Below are 22,931 nucleotides of genomic sequence, written 5' to 3' on the forward strand. Positions count from 1 at the left end.
CCTATCCCCCGTAGGAGCCGGCTTGCCGGCGAAGGGGCCCCCGGGTTTTGCGCAACTCTTGAAGTTGCATTCGCTGGCAAGCCAGCTCCTACGGTTATCCATGGCTGAGGCTTGGGACGTTCGTGCCACGATTGGCGATTGCTCAACCCCCCGTCTCGGGCCTAAGGTTCTTGCCGTTCAATAACAAGAAAAGGAAGGACCTATGCGCATTCTGTTGTTCAAGACCCTGGCCCTGACGGCCGCCATCGCCGCCAGCAGCTCGGCCTTCGCCGTGACCCTGGAAGGCGGCGCGGTGGCCGCGCCCAACCAGTACGGCGCCGATGTCGCGGCGCAGATCCTCAAGAAGGGCGGCAACGCGGTGGATGCCGCGGTGGCCACGGCCTTCGCCCTGGCCGTGACCTACCCCGAGGCCGGCAACATCGGTGGCGGCGGGTTCATGACGATGTACATCGACGGCAAACCCTACTTCCTCGACTACCGGGAAACCGCGCCCAAGGCCGCGACCCGGAACATGTACCTGAATGAAAAGGGCGAGGTGATCGAGAACCTGAGCCTGGTGGGCGCCCGCGCCGCCGGGGTGCCGGGTACGGTGATGGGCCTGTGGGAGGCGCACCAGAAGTTCGGCAAGCTGCCCTGGAGCGAGCTGATCACCCCGGCCGTGGGTTATGCGAAGAACGGCTTCAAGGTGGCGGACAAGCAGTACCAGTACCGCGAGGATGCGTTGAAGCTGTTCAACGGCACCACCAACTTCGGCGACTACTTCGGCAGCATGAAACCGGGCGAGACCTTCCGTCAGCCGGAACTGGCCGCGACCCTGGAGCGCATCGCCGACCAGGGCGCCAAGGAGTTCTACAGCGGCAAGACCGCCGACTTGCTGGTGGCGCAGATGCAGGCCGACAAGGGCCTGATCACCAAGCAGGACCTGCAGGACTACAAGGTCCAGTGGCGCCAGCCGCTGCAGGTGACCTTCCGTGGCAACACCCTGTACACCGCGCCGCCGCCCAGCTCTGGCGGGGTGGCCCTGGCGCAGTTGATCAGCATCAAGGAAGAGCGCGCGGCGGACTTCAAGGGTGTGGAGCTCAATTCGGCCAAGTACATTCACCTGCTGGCGGAAATCGAAAAGCGGGTGTTCGCCGATCGCGCCGACTACCTGGGCGACCCGGCGTTTTCCGATGTTCCGGTCAAGCAACTGACCGACCCGGCGTATCTGAAAAAACGCGCCGCCGAGGTCAACCCCAACGCCATCTCGGCTACCGAGAAAGTGCGCCCCGGGCTTGAGCCGCACCAGACCACCCACTTCTCCATCGTCGATGCCCAGGGCAACGCGGTGAGCAACACCTACACCCTGAACTGGGACTATGGCAGCGGCGTGGTGGTCAAGGGCGCGGGCTTTTTGCTCAACGACGAAATGGACGACTTCAGCGCCAAGCCGGGCGTGGCCAACGCCTTCGGTGTAGTGGGCGGCGACGCCAACGCCATCGCCCCGGGCAAGCGCATGCTGTCCTCCATGAGCCCGAGCCTGGTGACCCGCGATGGCAAGGTCACCCTGGTGCTGGGCACCCCCGGTGGTTCGCGGATCTTCACCTCGATCTTCCAGGTGCTGAACAACCTCTACGACTACCACCTGCCCCTGGAAAAGGCCGTGGCCGCGCAGCGCGTGCATCACCAGTTGCTGCCCAAGGACACCATCTACTACGACGCCTATGCGCCGCTCACCGGCAAGGTGGCCGATGAGCTCAAGGCCATGGGCTACACCCTGGAAGACCAGGGCTGGGAGATGGGCGATATTCAGGCCATCCGGGTCAATGGCAACGCGCTTGAAACCGCTTCCGACCCACGTGGCCGCGGTGTCGGCAAGGTCGTCAAATAACCGCTGAACCCCTGTAGGAGCTGGCCGGGCGGCGTTCCGCTTGCCGGCGAAAGGGCCCGCAAGCCTGGCGCCAGGTCGAGCGGCCTCTTCGCTGGCAAGCCAGCTCCTACCTTCGTTGTGCAGGCGCCGACGGCCGGCTGGTCGGAGGCGGCTCAATTCCGTAACATTCCCCGCCTTCTTTCCGCACTTCCCAGGGCCGCGCCTGCCGGTCCGTCTATCAGGTCAATCATGAAAGCAAAACGTCTGCGTGCCGATGTCCTGGCCGGACTCACCACCTCCTTTGCCTTGCTGCCCGAATGCATCGCCTTCGCCCTGGTGGCCCACCTCAACCCGTTGATGGGCCTGTATGGCGCCTTCTTCATCTGCACCCTGACCGCGCTGTTCGGCGGCCGGCCGGGCATGGTCTCCGGCGCGGCTGGCTCCATGGCGGTGGTGATCGTCGCCCTGGTAGTGCAGCACGGGGTGCAGTACCTGCTGGCCACGGTGCTGCTGGGTGGGCTGGTGATGGTCGCCTTCGGCCTGCTGCGCCTGGGCAAGCTGGTGCGCATGGTGCCGCACCCGGTGATGCTGGGCTTCGTCAACGGCCTGGCGATCGTTATCGCCCTGGCCCAGCTGGAACATTTCAAGAGCGGCGAACACTGGCTCAGCGGCCAGCCGCTGTACCTGATGGCCGGGCTGGTGGCATTGACCATGGCCATCGTCTATCTGCTACCGCGCCTGACCCGGGCGGTGCCACCGGCCCTGGTGGCGATCCTCGGGGTCGGCGCGCTGGTCTACCTGCTGGGCCTGCCGACCCGCACCCTGGGGGACATGGCCCACATCGCCGGCGGCCTGCCGAGCCTGGCGCTGCCCCAGGTGCCGTGGAACCTGGAGACCCTGGGCATCATCGCGCCCTATGCGTTCCTGATGGCCATGGTCGGCCTGCTGGAAACCCTGCTGACCCTGAACCTCACCGACGAAATCACCGAGAGCCGCGGCTACCCGGGCCGTGAATGCGTGGCCCTGGGCGCGGCCAATGTGGTCTCGGGAATGTTCGGCGGCATGGGTGGCTGCGCGATGATCGGCCAGACCGTGATCAACCTCAGTTCCGGTGGCCGCGGGCGTTTGTCGGGCGTGGTGGCGGGCGCTCTGATCCTGCTGTTCGTGCTGTTTCTCTCACCGCTGATCGAGCGCATCCCCCTGGCGGCGCTGGTGGGGGTGATGTTCGTGGTGTCGCAGCAGACCTTCGCCTGGGCGTCCCTGCGGGTGATCAACAAGGTGCCGCTCAACGATGTGCTGGTGATCCTCGCGGTGACCGTGATCACCGTGTTCACCGACCTGGCCATGGCGGTGTTCTGCGGCATCGTCATTGCCGCCCTCAACTTCGCCTGGCAGCAGGCCCGCGAGCTGTACGCCGACAGCCACCTGGAAGCCGACGGCAGCAAGCACTACCAACTGCATGGCACCCTGTTCTTCGCCTCCACCACGCCGTTTCTCAACCAGTTCGATCCGGCGGGCGATCCTCGGCACGTGACTGTCGACTGTCGCCACCTGAGTTTTGTCGACTACTCGGCCATCGCCGCGCTGAAAACCCTGCGCGAGCGTTATGCCAAGGCCGGCAAGCAGTTGCGGGTGCTGCACCTGTCCGAGCGCTGCAAGAAGCTGCTCAAGCGTGCCCGAGAGCATCACGACTGAGATCGGCCACCGCGGCAGTGGATGAAAATACCCACTGCCGATTTTCATAAGCCGGCCTTTCACTTAGCTGTTCGCGACAAAGCCTGCCTCTTTACGAAAATAAGTTTCACTCGGTTTGAAGTTCACTTTCCTAAGTGATTAATGAATTTCACAACCATTCGAAAGTGACGCTGTTTTCAAGGAGGACGCCATGGCTCCCGCTACGGGTTCTTGGCTGCTGGGCTACGCCGCAGTCGCCATCATTGCGCTGATCGTGTTGATCGCCCGCTACCGACTCAACCCCTTTATCGTCATCACCCTGGTGTCGGTGGGCCTGGCGCTGATGGCCGGCATGCCGCCTTCCGGAGTGGTGAGTGCCTACGAGGCCGGGGTTGGCAAGACCCTGGGGCATATCGCCCTGGTGGTGGCACTGGGCACCATGCTCGGCAAGCTGATGGCCGAATCCGGTGGTGCCGAGCAGGTGGCGCGCACCCTGATCGACCGCTTCGGCGAACGCAACGCCCACTGGGCCATGGTCTGCATCGCCTTTCTGGTGGGGCTGCCGCTGTTCTTCGAAGTGGGCTTCGTACTGCTGGTGCCAATTGCCTTCACCGTGGCGCGGCGGGTCGGGGTGTCGCTGCTGATGGTGGGCTTGCCGATGGTCGCCGGGCTCTCGGTGGTGCACGCCCTGGTGCCGCCGCACCCGGGAGCGATGCTGGCGGTGCAGGCCTATCAGGCGTCGGTGGGGCAGACCCTGGTGTATGCGCTGCTGATCGGTGTGCCCACGGCGATCATCGCCGGGCCGCTGTACGCGCGGTTCATCGTGCCGCACATCCACCTGCCGGCGCAGAACCCCCTGGAACGCCAGTTCATCGCCCGCGAGCCGCGCCTGCGCCTGCCGAGTTTCCGCCTGACCTTGGCCACCATCCTGCTGCCGGTGGTGCTGATGCTTCTCGGCGGCTGGGCCAACCTGCTGGCCGAGCCCGGCACCGGCCTCAACCAGTTCCTGCTGTTTATCGGCAACTCGGTGATCGCCCTGCTGGTGGCCACCCTGGTGAGTTTCTGGACCCTGGGGCTGGCCCAGGGCATGAACCGCGAATCGATCCTCAAGTTCACCAACGAATGCCTGGCGCCCACCGCCAGCATCACCCTGCTGGTGGGAGCCGGCGGCGGCCTCAACCGCATTCTCATCGACTCCGGGGTGACCGAGCAGATCGTCGGCCTGGCCCATGAGTTCCAGCTCTCGCCGTTGTGGATGGGCTGGCTGTTCGCGGTGCTGATGCGGGTCGCCACCGGTTCGGCCACCGTGGCCCTGACCACCGCTTCCGGGGTGGTGGCGCCGGTGGCCGTCGGCCTGGGCTACCCGCACCCGGAGCTGCTGGTGATCGCCACCGGCGCCGGCTCGGTGATTCTTTCCCACGTCAACGACGGCGGCTTCTGGCTGGTGAAGGAATACTTCAATATGACCGTCATCCAGACCTTCAAGACCTGGACCGTGCTGGAGACCCTGATCTCGGTGATCGCCTTCGGCCTGACCCTGGTCCTCGCGGAGTTTTTGTAGATGGACATCCTTTACCAGATCCGCTCGCGCCTGGATTTTCTCAGCGCCGGGGAAGGGCGGATCGCCCGGCTGATGCTCGACGATGTGGGCTTTGCCGCCTCTGCCAGCCTCGACGAACTGGCCCGCCGCGCTGAAGTCAGCGCCGCCACCCTGTCGCGCTTTGCCCGCAGCGTCGGCTGCCGCGACTTGCGCCAGTTGCGCCTGCAACTGGCCCAGGCCAGTGGGGTGGGCAGCCGCTTCCTGGACCCCGCCGGCACCCTGGAACAGTCCGGGTTCTACCGGCAGATCGTTGGCGATATCGAAGCTGCGCTGCACCAGCATCTGGCCGGTTTCGAGGAGGCCCAATTCGCCGATGCGGTGCGCCTGCTGGGGCGCGCGCGGATGATCCACGCCTTCGGTATGGGCGGCTGCTCGACCCTGTGCAGCAGCGAGTTGCAAGTGCGCCTGGTACGCCTGGGCTATCCCATTGCCGCCTGCCACGACCCGGTGATGATGCGCGTCACCGCTGCCGCCCTGGGGCCGCAGCACGCGGTGATCGCCTGTTCGCTGACCGGCATCACCCCCGAGCTGCTGGAGGCGGTGGCCCTGGCCCGGACCTACGGCGCCGGGATCCTGGCCATTACCTTGCCCGACTCGCCCCTGGCGCAATTGGCGGATGTGCTGCTGCCGCTGCACAGCGCCGAGACCTCGTTCATCTACAAACCCACCGCGGCCCGCTACGGCATGCTGTTGGCCATTGATGTGCTGGCCACCGAGCTGGCCCTGGCCCTGCCCGATGACAACCAGGAACGCCTGCGACGGATCAAACTGGCCCTGGACCATTACCGTGGCGGCGACGATTGCCTGCCCCTGGGAGACTGACATGCGCTACCACACGCTGATCCGCAACGCCCTGATCATCGACGGCAGCGACCGTCCCGGTTACCCCGCCGACCTGGCCATCCTCGACGGGCGCATCGCGCGCATCGGCGATCTGTCCGCGGCCAGCGCCGAGCAAGAGATCGACGCCGCCGGGCGGGTACTGGCCCCGGGTTTCATCGACGTGCACACCCATGACGACACGGTGGTGATCCGCCAGCCGCAGATGCTGCCCAAGCTCAGCCAGGGGGTGACCACGGTGATCGTCGGCAACTGCGGGATCAGCGCCGCGCCGGTGACCCTCAAGGGCGACCCGCCGGACCCGATGAACCTGCTGGGCGAGCGCTCGATGTTCGTCTACCCGCGTTTTCGTGACTACCGCGCGGCGGTGGATGCCGCGCGCCCGGCGATCAACGTGGCGGCGCTGGTGGGGCACACCGCGCTGCGCAGCAACCATCTGCCGGACCTGTTTCGCACGGCCACGGCCGATGAAATCAGCGCCATGCGCGGGCAACTGCGCGAAAGCCTGGAGGACGGCGCCCTCGGCCTGTCCAGCGGGTTGGCCTACGCCAGCGCGTTTTGCGCCGAGACCGATGAAGTGCTGCAACTGGCCCAGGAATTGACGGCGTTCGGCGCGGTGTACACCACCCATTTGCGCAGCGAGTTCGAGCCGGTGCTGGAGGCCATGGACGAAGCTTTTCTGATTGGTCGCGCGGCCCGGGCGCCGGTGATCGTCTCGCACCTCAAGTGCGCCGGCGCCGGCAACTGGGGGCGCAGCCCGCAACTGCTGGCGGCCCTGGAAAACGCCGCCCGGGAACACCCGGTGGGCTGCGACTGCTATCCCTACGCCGCCAGCTCCTCGACCCTGGACCTCAAGCAGGTCACCGATGCCTACCGCATCACCATCACCTGGTCCACACCGCACCCCGAGCAGGGCGGTCGTGACTTGAGCGAGATCGCCGCCGACTGGGGCGTCAGCCTGCTGGCCGCTGCCGAGCGCCTGCAACCGGCGGGGGCGGTGTACTACGGCATGGATGAAAACGATGTGCGGCGCATCCTCGCCCATCCGCTGTCGATGATCGGCTCCGATGGCCTGCCGGAAGATCCTTTCCCCCATCCAAGGTTGTGGGGCGCCTTCCCCCGGGTACTCGGGCACTTCAGCCGCGACCTGGGCCTGTTCCCGCTGCACACTGCGGTGCACAAGATGACCGGGCTGTCTGCGGCGCGCTTCGGCCTGCACCAGCGTGGCGAGATCCGTGAAGGGCACTGGGCCGACCTGGTGCTGTTCGACCCGGCGCGGGTGCGTGACGTGGCGGATTTCAAGGAGCCGCAGCGCGCCGCGCAAGGCATCGATGGGGTCTGGGTCAATGGCGTGTGCAGTTTTGCCCAGGGCCGGGCCAACGGCGAACGCCACGGGCGCTTCCTGCCCCGGGAAGGTGATCTGCGCCCGGGATTTACATCCGCTGGCTGATTTGTTGACCTCCATCACAATGATGGCGCTGTGCTATTAAAGAATCCCCGAGCGGCGCCGAACTGCTGATAATCGCCGTCTGTATAGTCGGCTCATTTCAGTCAGGGAGTCGCGCAATGAGCTTTGGCAAAACCACCCCCATCCTGCGGATCTTCGATGAAGCCAAGGCCCGGGAGTTTTACCTCGATTTCCTGGGTTTCTCCCTGGATTGGGAACACCGCTTCGAAGCCGATTTTCCGCTGTATATGCAGGTCTCGCGGGGCGAGTGCGTGCTGCACCTTACCGAGCACCATGGCGACTGCTCGCCGGGTGCGGCCCTGCGGATCGAGACCGATGAACTGGAAACCTTCCAGCAGCAGTTGCTGGCCAAGCACTACCGCTTCTCCCATCCGCAGATCCAGGCCATGCCCTGGGGCAGCCAGGACATGACCATCAGCGACCCGTTCGGCAATCGCCTGGTGTTCACCAACGCCATCAGCGTGTAACGGGTTTCAGGCCTTGCCGGAGCTCTGCGCGCTCAGGCGGAACTGCCCCGGGGTCAGCCCGGTGCGGGTCTTGAAACTGCGGTGGAACGAGCGCGGTTCGGTGAACCCCAGGCAATCGGAGATGCCCTGGATCGACAGCTCGCTGTGGCGCAGATAGTGCTCGGCCAGCTCCTGGCGCAGGTCGTCGAGAATCTGCTGGTATGAAGTGCCAGCCTGTTGCAGTTGGCGCTGCAGGGTGCGTACCGACAGGTGCAGGTGCTGCGCCACCTGCTCCTTGCGCGGCAGGCCGTCCTTGAGCAACTGGCGCAGCACGTTGTGCACCTGCAAGGCCAGGGGCGCATCGCCCAGGGAAGCCATCATCGCCTGGGCGTGTTCTTCCAGGGTCTTGAGCAGGCGCGCGTCGGCCTGGCGCAGGGGCATCTGCAGGTACTCCAGCGGCGCCACCAGCGCCGAGCAGGGTTGCTGGAACAGCACCGGGCAGCCGAACAACGCCTCGTACTGCGCCGCCTCGGCGGGTTCCGGCAGGGCGTGTTCGAACCACACCGCGCTGGGCGACAACTGCGAATCGGCGATCCAGCGCGCATACAACAGCCAGGACGCCAGGACGTTTTCCACCAGGTGCCGGCGGATGTCCGGGCGCTGATGGCGGCAACTCCAGATCAGCCGCACCTGGTTGCCAGCGACTTCGGCGCGGCTGGTGCCCATGTCCCCCACCAGTTTTTCGAACGGCATGATGCGGCCCATGGCTTCGCCGAGGGTCGCGCAGTTCATGGTGATGTAGCCCAGCACATTCCACGAGCTGGGTTTGACGAAGCGCGCCGAATTGAGCCCGAACAGCGGATCGCCGGAGTGCTGGCAGAAGTAGTCCAGCAACCGCTCATGCACCTCCATCGGCAGGCGCAGGCTGGTGTCGTTCAACTGCGCGGCGCTAAGCCCGGCCGCCGCCAGCGCCGGCTCGGTGGCAATACCCAATTGCTCCGCATAGAGCAGGTATTTCAGCAGGGGCGGGACCGAAGTAAAACCGAGGCTGGGCATGAACGGGTTCCTGGTGACTAATCCCTAGGACAGCAGGACGAAGACCGGGAAAGGTAAGGGCAAACCCTGATGGGTGTAAATGCTCGGGTCCGGGGATTGGCGCCTTTCGCCGACAAGCCAGCTCCTACGGAGGGTGTAGGAGCCGGCTTGCCGGCGAAGGGGCCTGCGCGAATCAGACGCGGAAGTGGCTGACCATCATCTGCAACTGGCCGCCCAGGCGCGCCAGTTCAACGCTTGCGGCTGCGGTTTCGTCGCTGGCGGCGGCGGTCTGTTCGGAGACGTCGCGCACGTTGATGATGCTGCGGCTGATCTCTTCGGCCACGGCGCTCTGTTGCTCGGCAGCGGCGGCGATCTGCTGGTTCATCGACTGGATGTTGGACACGGTGCGGGTGATGCTTTCCAGCGAGGCGCCGGCCTTGCGGGTCAGCTCGACGCTGCTGTCGGTCAGGCTGCGGCTGTTGTTCATCACGGTAGCCACTTGCTGGGTGCCGTTCTGCAGGCCGGCCACCAGTTCCTCGATCTCTTCGGTGGACTTCTGGGTGCGCTGGGCCAGGGCCCGCACTTCGTCGGCGACCACGGCGAAACCACGGCCGGCTTCACCGGCGCGGGCGGCTTCGATGGCGGCGTTCAGTGCCAGCAGGTTGGTCTGCTCGGCCACGGCCTTGATCACGTCCATGACGCTGCCGATCTTGTCGCTTTCCTGTTGCAGCACGGTCATGGCGTCGGTGGAGCGCACCACTTCGCTGGCCAGGCGCTCGATCTGCTCGATGGCCTGGGCCACCACCTTGTCGCCCTGGCGGGCTTCGCCGTCGGCGGCGGCCGCGGCCTGGGAGGCTTCTTCGGCATTGCGCGCGACTTCCTGCACGGTGGCGGTCATCTCGTGCATGGCGGTGGCCACCTGGTCGGTCTCGACTTTCTGGCTGTTGACCCCGGCGCTGGTTTCTTCGGTCACCGCAGACAGTTCTTCGGCGGCGCTGGCGATCTGGGTCACGCCGTCGCGGATGCCGCTGATCAGCTCGCGCAGGGTCACGCCCATGCGCACGATGCCTTGTTGCAGCACGCCCAGTTCGTCGCGGCGGGTGACCCGCAGGTTCTCGGTCAGGTCGCCGGAGGCGATGCGCTCGACCACGGCCAGGGTTTCCTGCAGTGGGCGGGTGATCTGCCGGGTGATGATCACGGCGGCCAGTACACCGACCAGCAGCGCCAGCAGGGTGCTGATCAGCTGCAGGCTGCGGGCCTGGGCGCTCTCGATGTCGCGGCGGTCCAGCTGGATCTGGTACAGGGCGTCGCTGCGGCTGACGATGTCGGCGCCCTGGTCGGTCATTTCCTTGCGCGCCTCTACGGCGTTGGTGAAGGCGACCTTGAAGGCCTGCAGCGAGCTGCGGTAGCCGCTCAGGGCGGTTTCGAGCTGTTGTAGGGCATCGCGCTGGGTGCTGCTGAAATGGGACTTGAGCTGATCCATTTCGGCAATCGCAGCGTTGAGCTGGGTGACGGCTTTCTGTTCGGTGTCCGGGTTGTTGGTGGTGACGTAGCCGCGCACTTCATAGCGCGCCAGCTGGAAGGCTTCCTTGGCCTGGGTGATGGCCTGGAACTGCTCGAAACGCTCGTCGCTCAAGGGCAGTTGCTTGACCCAGGTGTTGATCCCGTTGATCAGGTCATTGGCGCGTTCGGCGTTCTGGTTCATCGCCAGGCGCGCAGCGTCGCCGCTGCGGTAGGCATTGCGCATCTTGTTCAGCGAATCCTGATAGGCACTGATGGTCGCGCCCAGGCCTTGCAGGAGCTTGATGTTTTCCGGGCTCTGGAACGAGGCCAGGAGTTTTTTCTGCTGGGCGCTGAAATCGTCCAGGGTGTTCTGCACGCCTTGGGCGGCGGTTTCGTCGCCGTTGGCCAGCATGTACTGCAGGCGGGTGACCCGCAGCTTGGTCAGGCCGCTGTTGAGCTGGGTGATGTCGCTCATCCAGTTGCTGCGGTCGATCAGGCTGCCCAGGCTGGTCCAGCCGGTCAGTGCCAGGACGGTGGTCAGGGCCAGGACCAGGCCGAAACCCAGGCCCAGCTTAAGGTTGACGCTGATGTTGGCAAACCAACTACTCATTGAATTCCTCCAGGAACGTAGCTCTTCTTGATCTTGAGTTGGCTGGAAGATTGTTGTTGTTGGTGACCAGCAAGGTGTTTTGTAGGGGGTGTATCGGCGGGATGTGCCATAGCTGAAACGATTTCGTCGGCATTGTCCCAAGACAATGTTTTAGGCGATGGACGGCTATTTTGCGGGATGTGCCGCCGGTCCGTTGAGCTTTTTTTCACATTGATTTCACTCGGGTCCCACGCCCGGCGCCCTAGAGTCTGGGCGGTCGATGCCACAGGCATCGGCCAGCGTTCAATTGTCATCAGGCTTTCGTAGCCTTGCTGTGCGCTGCTCAACACATCGGACCATTCTCGTAAGGGCGGCTGGGAATTGACTACAAGACTGGTGTTGCCGGCGAGCAAGCGGCCCTTCCTGGGGCGCGTCCTGGTCCGTTACAAGAACCTGCTGGCGCTGCTGCTGGGCGCCTGCCTGGTGATTCCCCTGGGGCTGTTCCTGCTCCGGCCGACCTCGGTGCCCGACCTGAGCCACGGCAACGGGGCCGGGCTCCAGGCCCTGACGGCCGCCTGGGACAAGGGCGAAATGATTGTGCTGGTGCGCCACATGGAGCGCTGCGACCGCTCCAATGCCGCGTGCCTGGGCCCGGCCGATGGCATTACCGACCGGGCCCGCGAGGTGGCGGTGGGGCTCGGCGCGCAGTTCGAGCACCTGGGCCTGGAGCGTACCGATATCTACAACAGCCCGTTGACGCGCACCGCGCAGACCGCGAGCTACATGTTCAGCAAGGTCAGCAGTGGCGATGGCTGGCTGTTCAACTGCAAGAACACCATGTTGCGCGATGTCATGGCGCACAAGGTCGCCGGGCGCAACCTGGTGCTGGTGACCCACAGCGAATGCATGGCGCAGATGGAGCAGGACCTGAAACGGGCGACCCCGACCCTGGGGTACGGCGCTTCCCTGTTCGTCTCCACCGATACCCTCAATGGCGCGCCGAAGATGCTCGGCCTGATCGAGGCCAGTGACTGGCGCTCGGTGAACCTCAAGCCCTGACCTCAGGCGGCCGCTCCGTGTAGCTGGCCTTCAGGGGCATAGGAAGCGGCTCAAGGTGCCAGCAGGTCCGGCTCGGCCGGTGGCGTGCCAGCCGCTGGCGGGGTGGCTGCCGGGCCGTCGTTGATGCGCTGCGGGCTGATCAGGTTGGTGAACTCCTCGATCAGGCGCTGGATCGCTTCTGGCGGCTCACAGTCGCGAAACTCCATGCTGATCTGCACTTCGTCCGGGTCGCGCTCCTGGCCTTCGCGCTTGCCGCTGCCGAAGGTGACGAAAAACTTCTCGCTCTGCAGCTCGCCGTTCTCCAGGTCGTGGCTGGCCTTCTGCAGCTCGGTGGCCTGCATGCGCACCGACAGGTCGACAGTCATCTTGTGCAGGGCCAGGCCCTTGGGCGAGACCAGGGCAATCAGCGGCACATTGATGATGTGGTCTTCGTTGAGCGCCACCTCGACCATCTTGGCCTTCATCGGCGTGCCCAGGTCGTCGACGTTGTAGTCGAAGAACTGGTCGAACAACTTGATGTACTGCTGGGCGATCAGGTTGTGGGTGGCGGCTGCAGCCTGATGCATGCCGCGGGTGATATGGCTCAGGTCGCTGGCGGACATGGGCTCCTTGCTGCGGGAAAAAAACGCCATGGATCACGCTCCTTGTTCGGTGGCTGAAGTGCCCCGCCATGAAGGCGGGGCGGGTTACTGGGGCGAAGGCGCGATGTGGATCAACCGCCGGTGCCGGTTTTCTTCTCGTCCGCGGCATCGGGCATTTTCAGCGCGTTGGCGGTGGGCAGCTTGTCGGTGTCGGTCGGTTGAGTGCTAGGCAGCCGCACAGGCTTGGTGGCTGCGTCGGTGAGGAAGTCGATGACCCGCATCAGGGCTTCCGGTGGGTCCTGGCGGACGATCTTGGTGCTGATGGCGTAGCGGGCGCGGGTGTCGGTCTTGCGGGTCTGGGTCGATTTGTGGCTCGCCGCGCCCTTGACCGAAACGCTGAACGGGCCCCAGCCCATCTTCGCCTCGAAACTGCCGGAGGCTTCGGTGCTGCTGGTGTCCTCGGCCATCTGGCTGATGGTCAGCTCGAACTCGATGGAGCCTTCCTCGATGGTGATGTTGGGGTGACTGATGGCCGCCAGCAACGGGATGCGCATCGACTTCTTCACGGTGCCCTTGTACACCCCCTGCTCATCCACCAGGGTTTCGTCATAGTCGAACTGCACCGAAACCGCCTGGCCGTTCTGAATGCACACGCCCATCAGGAAGTCCGCATAGGCTTTGCTCGCGGCGACCTGCGCCTGAATCATCGCCATCAACGGACCGGTGATCATCTTGTCCAGGGGCAGGGCGGCGATCACGCCGCCAATCAGGCCCTTATCGATATCTGCCATGGTCTAGCTCCTTGTTCTTTGTTGCGCGAAATGCGCCCTTGCAGGTTAAGAAAGCCGTGAAGGCCGATTCAGCAGGAATCGATTACCGGTGAGTGTTGGCATCCAGGCGGCGGATGTTGCCGATCTGCCGCAGGCTCAGGCCGTACTTGTCCGCCAGCACACTGCGGGAAATACCGCCCAGGCTTTCCAGTTGAATGTGCTGGTTGCGGATCTGCCGGCAGAAGTGGTCGGCCTTGGGGATCTCCAGGGCCAGGCCGGCGAAACGCTCGATCAGCGCGTTGAGGGCGTCGGGCGGCAGGATCAAAGCCAGGGAGGTACGTTCGGCGTGCTTGGGGATGTACTTGGGGCGGCCGCCGTATTCACGGGTCAGGCGGTAGGCATTTTCCAGTCCGATGCAGTCGATGAGGGCCTGGAGCGAGTGAGGGAGCTGGCGAACATCGATGAGTACGAGGTCTTTCACGTCCATTTGGTACCTCCTTGGAATTATGGATAAGGCTGGTTTGATCCTAAGGAGGTGTCTCGTCCTCTGTTCAGTGGGAAATTTCCCCCCTATTAAGGGGAACTATTACATTCTGATGTTGTATCGGTCGCTGGTGGTGCACTGGATTTTCCTAAACTGGATGAGGAAAAATCCATGTCACGCTACGCGATTGATTTCAGCTTTATCGCCGCTCTGGAGGGAGCTGCCATTACCCGCGGTTATGTGCCCGATCCGGACAAGAGCAAGAGTGGCGTCACGGTGGGCACAGGCTTCGATCTGGGGCAACGGAACGTAGAGGACCTGCAGGCGCTCAATCTGCCGGCGGACCTGATCCGGCGACTGACCCCCTACCTGGGGCTGAAGGGGCTCAAGGCCAAGGCGTTTCTCGACGGCCAGCCCTTGAACATCAGCAGTGACGAGGCGCTTTTGGTGGACGAGGCATTCAAGGCGCCCTTCGTCGATCTTCTGGCAGCGAACTACACCCAGGCCAGCGGAGTGGACTTTGCCCAACTGCCGGCACCGATGCAGACCGTTATCGCCTCGGTGGCCTTTCAGTACGGCAACCTGGCCAGTCGCACACCGAACTTCTGGGCCCAGGTGGTGGCCCGCGACTGGAAGAGTGCCCTGGCCAACCTGCGCAACTTTGGCGACAGCTACGGCACTCGCCGGCGCAAGGAGGCTGATCTGCTGGGCTCGCAGCTAACCTCGTAAGTGCTCGCCGCCCAGGCTCAAGGCCTGGGCGGCTTGCCGGTTTCAAGGGCAGGGGTAGGTTTGCAGCAGGCTGGCGTTGCCCATGTGGCTGGTGTCGTCGGGTTGTGTGCCGCTGGGCAGCGAGCGCCAGTCCACCAACAGGCACATGGCCTTGAGGGAAATGCCCTTGGCCTGGCCGATGGGGTTGGAAAACTCATAGCGGTACAGCGCCTGGGTGGTGTTCTGCGGGGTTACGCTGCTGGCATTGATCAAGGTGCTGCGAGCCATGTCCGGCAGTTTGTCCTGGGTGATGGTGAAGCGCGGTTGTTCACCCTGTTGGCTGAACGCGCCCTGGTCCCGAGAGCGTTTCCACAGCTGCTGCCACTGGCTGTTGCCGGCGGCGGTGCTCAGGGTGGCGGCGTAGGCCTTGAGGGTGGCGGGTGGGAGATTGGTGGTTTCCAGGGCGTGGGCAGCGCTGGCCAACAGGCTCAGGCCGAGGATCAGTGAACGCAGAATCAACATGGGAGTATCTCCTTTTCCAGGCCGCAAGGGCCTGACACGAACATAGGGAAGATCCCGGCAACGAGGGTATCGCCGGGGGCAAGGCTCAGCGGGCGTCGAGGTAGTCCCGACGCAGGCCTTTCTTGCTGCTCTTGGCGATCAGTTCCTTGGCCACGGTGTTCTCGATGGCGTTGTCGTTGATGTTTTCCACCCCAAGGATGTTTTGCGCCGCCAGTTGCTGGCGCAACCCGGCCTTCTGGGCAACGGCCCGGCTCAGGGGGCTACTGATAACGGTGATGCTCATGTCTGACTCCTTTTCGGGGAAAGCCCGTCGTTGGGCAGGAGTCATGGTTTCAAGGGCGGCGGGCGGGTATCAGCGGGAAAGGGTTCAAGGGGCATGGGCGGCGGGGATGGGCAAACGGCACCTGATTCAGATGCCGTTTTTTTGCGTTCAGCCGGCCGGCGCCAGGTTGACGAAGTAGTAGGCCTGGCGGCCCACCATGAGGGTCTGCTGGATCTGCAGCGGCGGCTTGGGCGCCTCGGCGCCACCCAGTACCGCCATGTGCTGCGGCGACTCGCGCAAGAAGGCCAGCAGTTGCGCCTCGTTCTGCAGGTCCTTGAGCAGGCTCTGGGTGTAGAACACGCTGGCGCCGGCGATGCGCTCGTTGGCCTGGTACAGCGCCAGCTGGTGCCCGCTACCCTGCAACGCCATGATCCGGTCGGTAACTGGAACGAACGACAGTTCGCGGTCGGCCCTGGGCGCGGCCCATTGGGCGTTGGCCAGATAGCCGCCGATCACCAGGGCCATGAGCGCTATCAGCCACCCTCTGCGCTGGCGCCCTACGGCACTCCAGAAACCCGTGCCCGGGGCCCCCCGGGCCAGGCGCTGGTAGAGCACTGCGCCATATTCCGCTGCCAGCACCGCCGCGGCCGGGGTCAGGGACATCAGGTACACCGTGCGCTTGCTCGAAGCCAGGCACAGCAGGGCGAACTGCGCCAGCAACCAGAGGCTGAAAAACAGCAGGTAGCGGTTCTGCACCAGGGTTTTACGGAAATGCCACAGGCCCAGGTAAACCAGGATGTTCCACGGCAGGAAGGCCTGGGGCAGCTTGGCCAGGTAGTAATAGAAGGGCTCGTAGTGCCCGGCCTCCTCGAAGGAGCCGTCGAAGCGCCCGACGCTGTTGGTCCACAGCACTTCCCCCAGGGCCTGCAGGCCGCCGCGCTGGTAGAGCATGTACAGCCAGATCATCAGCGGCACCAGCCCCAGCAGGGTCAGCAGGCCCGGGCGCAGCCAGTGGCTGAAGGTGAAGCGCTTGTCGATCAGGCTGTCGGCCAGCAGGTAGGCGAAGATCACCACCCCGGGCATGGCCAGGCCGAGCACGCCCTTGCTCAGGGTGGCGATGGCGATCCCGCCGGCGAATGCCAGCCAGGAGAGCAGCGCCGGCTGCTGCGCGGCCTGGCGTCGATGGGCCTGGAAAAACGCCAGCAGGGCTAGGGTTACCCCGAGGCTGAGCAGGGCATCCTCGCCCACGCCGCGCACGTTGCTCCAGTAACTGGCCATGGTCGCCAGCATCAGCCCGGCCATGGCCGCCAGGGCTGCCGGTCGGCCAAAGCGGCGCAGCATGGCGTACAGCAGCATCACGCTGAACAGCCCGGCGAAGGCCGAGGCCAGGCGCACCGCCAGGGGCGTGCCGCCGAAGGTGCGGATGGCCCCGGCATCGAGCCACAGGCTCAGCGGCGGTTTTTCCAGGAATGGCGTGCCGAACAGGCGCGGTGTGACCCAGTCATCGTCCAGCTGCATTTCCATGGCGATCCCGGCCACCCGGGCTTCGGTGGAACCTTGCAACTGGTGGTTGCCCAGGGCGAAGAAGAACAGCAGGCAGGCCAGCAGAAACAGTAGCGGAGCGGGTCGTGACATGAGTTGTGCGCCGGCAGGTCGAGGGGCGCAGCCGGAAGGCCGCGGGCAAGCCCGAAAGTATACGTAGGCAAGTCTTAACGAATTGTGAACAAGTAGGGGTAAAACGTGCGGATGTTCGCCGGCTGTGCGCGGGTTAGCCCATGGCCTGCTGGTAGGCGGCCACGGCTTGCGGGAACAGCTGTTCGTAGAGGGGGTAGGCGATGCCCAGCACGGTGATCTCGATGGCATCGGCGCCACATTCGGCGGAGTAGTCCTGAATGCTCACGCCCAGGGCAGGCACGGGTTGGTCGAGGTGGTGTACTACCAGGTGCAGCCCGCTCTGGCTCGCTCCTGCCAGTGCACGAACCTGCTGCTGGAGGCCGGCATAGGCCGGGGCGGCGATGAATTGGCCGAAGGCCACACCCATGGGCGGGTCGGCCGACTCCAGGGCCGACCAACCGAGCAGGGTCGAGCCCTGGTAGACCTTGAACCTTGCTGGAGCATCCGGGTGGGTGGGCATAGGGGGCTCTGGTGAGGGATCAGGTGAAGGCGCTTTCCTGCTGTTGCCGGCTGATGCGCCCGCGGCCCCAGGCCGACAGCGCCTCGATCACCGGCTGCAGCGATTGCCCCTCGTCGGTCAGGCGGTATTCCACCCGCGGCGGCACCTCGGCGTACACCGTGCGCGACACCAGGCCGGCGGCTTCCAGGTCCCGCAACTGCTTGGTCAAAAGACGTTGGGAGATCCCCGGCAGGCGCCGTTGCAGTTCGTTGAAACGCAGGAACTCGTTGGCCAGCAACTGGTGCAGGACCACGCCTTTCCAGCGGCCGTCGATCAGGTCCAGGGTGACCTCCACCGGGCAGCCTGGAATGTCCTGATAGTGTTTGTTTTTCATTGCCTGACGACCCTTTTGCGTAGCTGGTACGCAAAAGTACCCTACTTGTGCGGGCAGGGCATGAGGGATTTAAGTGTGCGCTTTCAATCGCCAAGGAAGCTCTGCAATGAAGGCCATCGCCTACCTCAAAGGCTCGCACCTGTCTGACCCCCACGCGTTCTGCGAGGTGCAACTGGACCCGCCGCCACTGGAACCCCACGACCTGCTGGTGGCGGTCGAGGCAGTGTCGGTCAACCCCCTGGATACCAAGGTCCGCGCCGGCCAGGTGGCGGTGCCCGACGAGGTGCGGACCCTGGGCTGGGACGCCAGTGGCGTGGTCCGCGCGGTGGGTAGCGCGGTGACCCTGTTCGCCCCTGGGGACGCGGTGTTCTATGCCGGCACCTTCACCCGCGATGGCGCCAATGCCGAGCTGCACCGGGTGGACGAGCGCCTGGTGGGGCACAAGCCGGCCAGCCTGTCCTTCGCCCAGGCGGCCGCCATGCCGCTGACCTCGCTGACCGCCTGGCAATTGCTCTTCGAGCGCCTGGGCCGGGTGCCCGGTGACCTCGCTGAACAGGGCACGCTGCTGATTGTCGGCGGTGCCGGTGGCGTGGGGTCGGTGCTGATCCAGCTGGCGCGCCGGCTGACCGCGATGACCGTCATCGCCACGGCTTCGCGGCCGGACAGCCGCCAGTGGTGCCTGGACCTGGGGGCCCATCAGGTGCTGGACCATTCCCGTTCGCTGGTGGAGCAACTGGCGGCCCTGGACCTGCCACCCGTGACCCATATTGCCGCCCTGACCCATACCCAGCGGCACTATGCCGACCTGGCCCGGATCATCGTGCCCCATGGCCATATCGCGCTGATCGACGATCACGACTTCTTCGATGCGGTGCCACTCAAGGCCAAGAGCGTATCCCTGCACTGGGAGATGGTGTTCACCCGCGCCCTGTTTAAGACCCCGGACATGATCGAGCAGCACCACATCCTCAACCGGCTGGCGCAACTGCTGGACCAGGGATTGATCCGCTGCACCCTGAATGAAGTCTTCAGCCCGTTCAACGCCGACAGCCTGCGCCGGGCCCATGAGCGCGTGGAGCAGGGCGGCCTGCCGGGCAAGGTGGTAGTGGCCCGCGACGCCCAGCCCATCGCCTCCTTGTAGGCGCTGATTGGGTGCTGGCTTGCCAGCGAAGGCGGCACCACCTCTGGCGCAGGGCCGCAGGGCCTCTTCGCCGGCAAGCCGGCTCCTATGGAAGTGGAGTGTCGGGGAGGGCTGATCGGCGCAGGTGGCGCCCGCTGCGCCACCAGAAGATGCCGCCGAGGAAGGCCCCAGAACAGCCGAACAGCGGCGCCAGCGGCAGGTAGCGTGGCAAACCGTCGGGTAGCGGTTCATCCTCGTCGCGGTCGGTATAGAAGCTCGAAGGCGCCAGGCTCGCCACCACGGGGATGGTCGGCATGGCGGCCACAGCGCCACTGAACAGGTAGATCAGCACGTTACGCCAGGCAAAGCGCTGGGCCAGCCAGAAGAACAGCGCGCAAGGCAACGCCGTGAGAATGCCGGTCAGCACACCGCTCAACACCAGGGTCAGCAGGCCCACGAACAGGGTCTGGAGAATGATGTCTGTGTTCAACGAGCCGGCGCTGGCCAGCATCGTCAGCATCAGCAGCAAGGCCAGCACCGTGGCCAGGGCCGTGACGCCGATGAAGTAAGCGGCGAACCAGTCTTCCGGCTGCACGCTGCGTTGGGGTGGAGTTGTTACGGGCATGGAAAAGATCGCTCTGTGGGTGGCTGCTTTGGCCCTGCTCAAGGGGCGGGTTGCCTGGCGTCGGGCCGGGCGTAAGTAAAGGCTCGGTTCAGCGCAAGTGACGCCCGCTGCGCCACCAGAACAGCCCCCCCATGAACACTCCACAGCCGCCGAACATCGATGCCAGCTGTAAATAGTGCAGCGCAGCGCTGACGCCGTGCGGGAGGTTGAAGAGTTCGGGGAGCAGCTTGGTCATCACGGGAATGGCGAACTGCGCCGCCAGGGCCCCGCTCACCAGGTAGATCCACAGGTGGCGCCAGGTAAAGCGCTGGGCCAGCCAGAAGAACAGGATGCACGGCAAGGCGGCGATCAGGGTAATCAGCACCAGGCTCACCATCAGCACCGCCACGCTGAACGACAGGGAGTCGAGCAGCGCCTTCCCTGGGTTCTGGCTGGTGGTCAGCAGTATCAGGTTGAGCACCAGCATCAGGGCCAGGGACAGCCCGGCGACGCCGATGAAGTAGGTGGCGATCCAGTGACCGCGGTTCAGGGGGCGAACGGAGTGGGGCGCTTGGGACATGGTGGGCATGGGCTTCGGCTGAGGATGACCGGACCCAGGCTATCGGCAGGCAGGCCTTTTGATTGTGGAGTTTGCGTGGTTTTTTCGCGGTCGACGCGCTCTGGTGGATGACGCCGGGGCAGAAAATCCCTTATACAGGCAGCGGCCCGTCGGTCGTGCACGGGCCCGGTTTGCACCCCCACCCAGAAGGAGATGGACATGTTCAAGTTCCTGGATATTACCGAGCTGCCTCGTACCCCTGCGCATCGAGATACAGGCTCCGTCAGCGGAGCGATCAATGCCTGGGAGCTGAAAAATCGGGCTCTCAATACGAAGGGGTTTGTTACATGTCCAAAGAATTACTCGGAGTTTCTGCTGTAGGGCTGATGGTGCTGGGCGAGTTCTGTGCCATCTACAGTGAAGTGGTGGTGGCGCGGCTGGCCCATTCCGGCAACACCTCCGGTGCCGAACTGGCGTTGCCGGTGCTGATCATGTGCCTGGGCGGTATCTGCCTGCTGGCGGCCTACTGGCTGGGTTACGTGGCGGTGGGCGACATCTGGATCATCACCGTGGTCTCGGTAACGTCGCTGCTGCTCCTGGAGCCGCTGGTGATCTGGGCCCTGTTCCAGCAGGCGCCCGGGCGCGGTGCCTTGATCGGCTTCTGCCTCGGTGCGCTGGGGATGTTGTCCGCCGTGTTCCTGTAGCACAGGCGCGCAGGTCCGGCCTGGCAGGCAAGCTGCCGGGCCCGGGTCGTTCAGACCCGGCCCTGGGCAAAGTAGCGACTGGGCGGCTCGCCCAATACCTTGCGAAACACACCGCTGAACGCGCTTGGGCTGCTGTAGCCCAGGTCGGTGGCAACCCGGGTGATGGGTTGTCCCTGGCCCAGGCGTACCACTGCAGCCAACAGGCAGGCCTGCTGACGCCATTCGACGAAACTGATGCCGCTGTGTTGCCGGAACAGGCGGGTGAAGGTACGGCGGCTCATCCCGGCGCGCTCGGCCATGGCATCGATCCCCAGCTCCAGCGACGGTTGCTCCAGCATTTCCCGGCAGACCCTGGCCAGGCGCGGCTCGGACGGTAATGGGGCGTTGAGGCACAGCGCCGGCATGGCGGCGATTTCATGCAGCAGCAGGTTCATGAGCTGGCCCTGCGCGCTGTCCTCGGCGTAGAGAGCGGGGATGTCCACGGCTCGCAGCAGCAACTGGCGCAGCAGTTCCGACACCTCCAGTACCTGGCAATGTCCGGGCAAGCCCAGGTTCTTGATGGCCTGGGGACGCACATAGGTGTTGAGCATGGTCACCGGCCCGCTCATGTGCATGGCATGGGTCACCCCGGCCGGCACCCAAATGGCCCGCTGTGGCGGCACCACCCAGTTGCCCTGCTCGGTGTAGACGCTGATTACCCCGGTGGCGGCGTAGGCGAACTGCCCGCGTCGATGCTGGTGTTCGGCGAAGTGCTGGCCGTCCGCATAGTCGATGGCCGTGACCAGCGCATCTCGGGGGATGTTTTCGTAGGGGTCGATATCGATAGGGTGCATGGCCCGAATTTACTGATAGTTGACCTGATACTGCAAGCGGGCCATGGCTTCACGCAGCGATAGTGCGGCCCTGTCCCGGGATGTGCTCGGGGCCGCCTTTTGTGGATCGCGCGACATGCAGAAAAAACACCTGTTCCTGGCCCTGTTGGTGACGGCCTTGTGGGGCCTGAACTTTCCCATCACCAAACTGGGCCTGGCCAGTATCGATCCGTTGCTGCTCACCGCCCTGCGTTTCACCCTGGCGGCGCTGCCCTGGGTGTTCCTGGTGCCGCGCCCGCCGGTGGCATTCGCCTGGCTGGCGGCCTACGGGCTGATTTTCGGCGTCGCCATGTGGGCGCTGATCAACCTGGGGATCGATCACGGCGTGGCGCCGGGCACGGCTGCACTGTTGATCCAGTTCAGTGCCTTTTTCTCCCTGGGCTGGGGCGTGCTGCTGTTCGGCGAGCGCCTGCGCCTGCAACAGGTGCTGGCCACGGCCATTGCCCTGTGGGGGCTGCTGCGGATCATTGGCGACAGCCCCGGGCATGCCACCAGCCTGGGTTATGCCCTGCTGCTGGTGAGTGCATTCAGCTGGAGCGTGGGCAACGTCATCATCAAGCGCTGCGGGGTGCGCGAGGTGTTCGCTTTCGTGGTCTGGGCGAGCCTGTTTGCGCCATTGCCGCTGCTGGCATTGACCTGGATAAGCCATGGTGCGGCGCCGTTTCTGCAACTGGCCGGGCAAGTGTCCGCCGGCGCGGCCTTGTCGCTGATGTTTCAGGTCTATGCTGCAACGCACTTTTGTTACTGGGGCTGGAACCTGTTGCTGCGCGAGTATCCGGTCTCCCGGGTGGCGCCCTTGTCGCTGCTGATCCCGGTCTTCGGCATGGCCGGTTCGGTGTTGATCCTGGGGCAGCGGCTCGGGGCCGAGGAGGGCATTTCCATGGGCCTGATCCTGCTGGCGCTGGCGGTGGGGCAATTCGACTGGCGCCGGTTTTTCACCCTGGGTCGCCGTTCCCTGTAGCCGCTGCCGCAGGCTGCGAACGCTCTGGGGCACTGTCGCAGGAAGCGCAGGGACCCTGAGGCCGCCAGAGGTTTGCCAGGAGATCGCCAGGCAAGGCCCTGCGGGCCTTTTCGCAGCCTCGCGGGCTCGGCAGCGGCTACAGTCGGTGACAGTCGGCTGTGTGGAGCGGGTTTTTTATCCTTGTTCAGGCACCGTTCAGGGGCTGCGCGAGCAA

25 protein-coding genes and 1 pseudogene are annotated in these 22,931 nt (G+C 64.8%); 11 read left to right on the plus strand and 15 right to left on the minus strand.

The features are described from left to right. The first annotated feature begins 202 nt into the window (after positions 1-202). The 6 genes from ggt (at position 203) to AC1RGE_RS11120 (ending at position 7,898) form a co-directional block, all read left to right on the plus strand. Entirely contained in the window at positions 203-1,870 is a 1,668-nt protein-coding gene (gene ggt, locus AC1RGE_RS11095; protein ID WP_019095172.1) for a gamma-glutamyltransferase, read from the plus strand. A gap of 228 nt (positions 1,871-2,098) precedes the next feature. After that, complete coding sequence (locus tag AC1RGE_RS11100) at positions 2,099-3,544, plus strand: SulP family inorganic anion transporter (RefSeq protein ID WP_492584280.1); 1,446 nt, start codon at positions 2,099-2,101, stop codon at positions 3,542-3,544. A 190-nt stretch (positions 3,545-3,734) separates the two neighbouring features. Next, positions 3,735-5,084, plus strand: a complete 1,350-nt coding sequence (locus AC1RGE_RS11105) for a GntT/GntP/DsdX family permease (RefSeq protein WP_011059137.1) — start codon at positions 3,735-3,737, stop codon at positions 5,082-5,084. Continuing rightward, positions 5,085-5,945, plus strand: a complete 861-nt coding sequence (locus AC1RGE_RS11110; protein ID WP_072451339.1) for a MurR/RpiR family transcriptional regulator — start codon at positions 5,085-5,087, stop codon at positions 5,943-5,945. A gap of 1 nt (position 5,946) precedes the next feature. Then, on the plus strand, positions 5,947-7,413 hold the full coding sequence (locus AC1RGE_RS11115) for an N-acyl-D-amino-acid deacylase family protein (protein ID WP_072451338.1): 1,467 nt from the start codon (positions 5,947-5,949) through the stop codon (positions 7,411-7,413). Positions 7,414-7,529: 116 nt separating this feature from the next. Next, positions 7,530-7,898: a glyoxalase superfamily protein gene (locus AC1RGE_RS11120; protein WP_019095177.1), complete on the plus strand. Its 369-nt coding sequence runs from the start codon at positions 7,530-7,532 to the stop codon at positions 7,896-7,898. Between the two features lie 6 nt (positions 7,899-7,904). Here the strand turns inward: AC1RGE_RS11120 and gliR are convergent, their stop codons facing one another. The 4 genes and pseudogenes from gliR to AC1RGE_RS11140 form a co-directional block, all read right to left on the minus strand. Next, entirely contained in the window at positions 7,905-8,933 is a 1,029-nt protein-coding gene (gliR, locus tag AC1RGE_RS11125; protein WP_011059141.1) for an AraC family transcriptional regulator GliR, read from the minus strand. A 172-nt stretch (positions 8,934-9,105) separates the two neighbouring features. Continuing rightward, positions 9,106-9,969 (minus strand): methyl-accepting chemotaxis protein, encoded by an 864-nt coding sequence (locus AC1RGE_RS11130; RefSeq protein WP_370059467.1) that lies wholly within the window; start codon positions 9,967-9,969, stop codon positions 9,106-9,108. 42 nt (positions 9,970-10,011) lie between these two features. Then, positions 10,012-10,890: pseudogene (locus AC1RGE_RS11135) on the minus strand (methyl-accepting chemotaxis protein); the annotation flags it as partial. A gap of 131 nt (positions 10,891-11,021) precedes the next feature. Next, positions 11,022-11,318: a hypothetical protein gene (locus tag AC1RGE_RS11140; protein ID WP_138641097.1), complete on the minus strand. Its 297-nt coding sequence runs from the start codon at positions 11,316-11,318 to the stop codon at positions 11,022-11,024. Between the two features lie 67 nt (positions 11,319-11,385). Here AC1RGE_RS11140 and pmrG point away from each other — a divergent pair, with 67 nt between their 5' ends. After that, positions 11,386-12,063: a lipopolysaccharide core heptose(II)-phosphate phosphatase PmrG gene (pmrG, locus tag AC1RGE_RS11145; RefSeq protein ID WP_401262529.1), complete on the plus strand. Its 678-nt coding sequence runs from the start codon at positions 11,386-11,388 to the stop codon at positions 12,061-12,063. A 50-nt stretch (positions 12,064-12,113) separates the two neighbouring features. On the opposite strand, the gene AC1RGE_RS11150 is transcribed toward pmrG, so the two are convergent. The 3 genes from AC1RGE_RS11150 to AC1RGE_RS11160 all read right to left on the minus strand — a co-directional run bounded on the left by AC1RGE_RS11150 (position 12,114) and on the right by AC1RGE_RS11160 (position 13,901). Further along, the gene (locus AC1RGE_RS11150; RefSeq protein ID WP_492584282.1) at positions 12,114-12,695 is read right to left on the minus strand and encodes a DUF2589 domain-containing protein; all 582 of its coding nucleotides are present in this window, start codon (positions 12,693-12,695) and stop codon (positions 12,114-12,116) included. 80 nt (positions 12,696-12,775) lie between these two features. Then, positions 12,776-13,435, minus strand: a complete 660-nt coding sequence (locus AC1RGE_RS11155) for a DUF2589 domain-containing protein (RefSeq protein ID WP_011059145.1) — start codon at positions 13,433-13,435, stop codon at positions 12,776-12,778. Positions 13,436-13,517: 82 nt separating this feature from the next. Continuing rightward, positions 13,518-13,901 (minus strand): hypothetical protein, encoded by a 384-nt coding sequence (locus AC1RGE_RS11160; protein WP_011059146.1) that lies wholly within the window; start codon positions 13,899-13,901, stop codon positions 13,518-13,520. 168 nt (positions 13,902-14,069) lie between these two features. Between AC1RGE_RS11160 and AC1RGE_RS11165 the strand changes: the two genes are divergently transcribed. Beyond that, positions 14,070-14,627, plus strand: coding sequence for a pesticin C-terminus-like muramidase (locus AC1RGE_RS11165; RefSeq protein WP_011059147.1), 558 nt, complete (start codon positions 14,070-14,072; stop codon positions 14,625-14,627). A 42-nt stretch (positions 14,628-14,669) separates the two neighbouring features. On the opposite strand, the gene AC1RGE_RS11170 is transcribed toward AC1RGE_RS11165, so the two are convergent. The 5 genes from AC1RGE_RS11170 to AC1RGE_RS11190 all read right to left on the minus strand — a co-directional run bounded on the left by AC1RGE_RS11170 (position 14,670) and on the right by AC1RGE_RS11190 (position 17,897). Continuing rightward, on the minus strand, positions 14,670-15,128 hold the full coding sequence (locus AC1RGE_RS11170; RefSeq protein ID WP_093404976.1) for a hypothetical protein: 459 nt from the start codon (positions 15,126-15,128) through the stop codon (positions 14,670-14,672). Positions 15,129-15,213: 85 nt separating this feature from the next. Continuing rightward, positions 15,214-15,411 (minus strand): hypothetical protein, encoded by a 198-nt coding sequence (locus AC1RGE_RS11175; RefSeq protein WP_103289848.1) that lies wholly within the window; start codon positions 15,409-15,411, stop codon positions 15,214-15,216. Between the two features lie 147 nt (positions 15,412-15,558). Next, a complete protein-coding gene (locus AC1RGE_RS11180) occupies positions 15,559-17,025 on the minus strand; it encodes an ArnT family glycosyltransferase (protein WP_492584284.1) in 1,467 nt (488 codons plus the stop codon). 133 nt (positions 17,026-17,158) lie between these two features. After that, positions 17,159-17,524, minus strand: coding sequence for a hypothetical protein (locus AC1RGE_RS11185; RefSeq protein ID WP_169893843.1), 366 nt, complete (start codon positions 17,522-17,524; stop codon positions 17,159-17,161). A gap of 19 nt (positions 17,525-17,543) precedes the next feature. Continuing rightward, entirely contained in the window at positions 17,544-17,897 is a 354-nt protein-coding gene (locus AC1RGE_RS11190) for a winged helix-turn-helix transcriptional regulator (RefSeq protein ID WP_492584285.1), read from the minus strand. Positions 17,898-18,003: 106 nt separating this feature from the next. Between AC1RGE_RS11190 and AC1RGE_RS11195 the strand changes: the two genes are divergently transcribed. Next, the gene (locus AC1RGE_RS11195) at positions 18,004-19,038 is read left to right on the plus strand and encodes a zinc-binding alcohol dehydrogenase family protein (protein ID WP_011059152.1); all 1,035 of its coding nucleotides are present in this window, start codon (positions 18,004-18,006) and stop codon (positions 19,036-19,038) included. An 85-nt stretch (positions 19,039-19,123) separates the two neighbouring features. Here AC1RGE_RS11195 and AC1RGE_RS11200 read toward each other — a convergent pair whose 3' ends face one another. Continuing rightward, positions 19,124-19,642 (minus strand): hypothetical protein, encoded by a 519-nt coding sequence (locus AC1RGE_RS11200; RefSeq protein WP_036995595.1) that lies wholly within the window; start codon positions 19,640-19,642, stop codon positions 19,124-19,126. Between the two features lie 88 nt (positions 19,643-19,730). Continuing rightward, the gene (locus tag AC1RGE_RS11205; RefSeq protein ID WP_019092813.1) at positions 19,731-20,210 is read right to left on the minus strand and encodes a hypothetical protein; all 480 of its coding nucleotides are present in this window, start codon (positions 20,208-20,210) and stop codon (positions 19,731-19,733) included. Positions 20,211-20,566: 356 nt separating this feature from the next. Here AC1RGE_RS11205 and AC1RGE_RS11210 point away from each other — a divergent pair, with 356 nt between their 5' ends. Beyond that, positions 20,567-20,884, plus strand: coding sequence for a hypothetical protein (locus AC1RGE_RS11210; RefSeq protein WP_011059155.1), 318 nt, complete (start codon positions 20,567-20,569; stop codon positions 20,882-20,884). Positions 20,885-20,934: 50 nt separating this feature from the next. On the opposite strand, the gene AC1RGE_RS11215 is transcribed toward AC1RGE_RS11210, so the two are convergent. Continuing rightward, positions 20,935-21,717, minus strand: coding sequence for an AraC family transcriptional regulator (locus AC1RGE_RS11215; RefSeq protein WP_011059156.1), 783 nt, complete (start codon positions 21,715-21,717; stop codon positions 20,935-20,937). Between the two features lie 115 nt (positions 21,718-21,832). On the opposite strand from AC1RGE_RS11215, the gene AC1RGE_RS11220 reads away from it, so the two are divergent. Next, positions 21,833-22,717 carry an EamA family transporter gene (locus AC1RGE_RS11220; protein WP_123473946.1) on the plus strand — a complete coding sequence of 295 codons (885 nt, stop codon included), beginning with the start codon at positions 21,833-21,835 and terminating at the stop codon, positions 22,715-22,717. The last annotated feature ends 214 nt before the right edge of the window (positions 22,718-22,931 follow it).

This window comes from Pseudomonas sp. GW823-FHT02C05 (assembly GCF_058797595.1).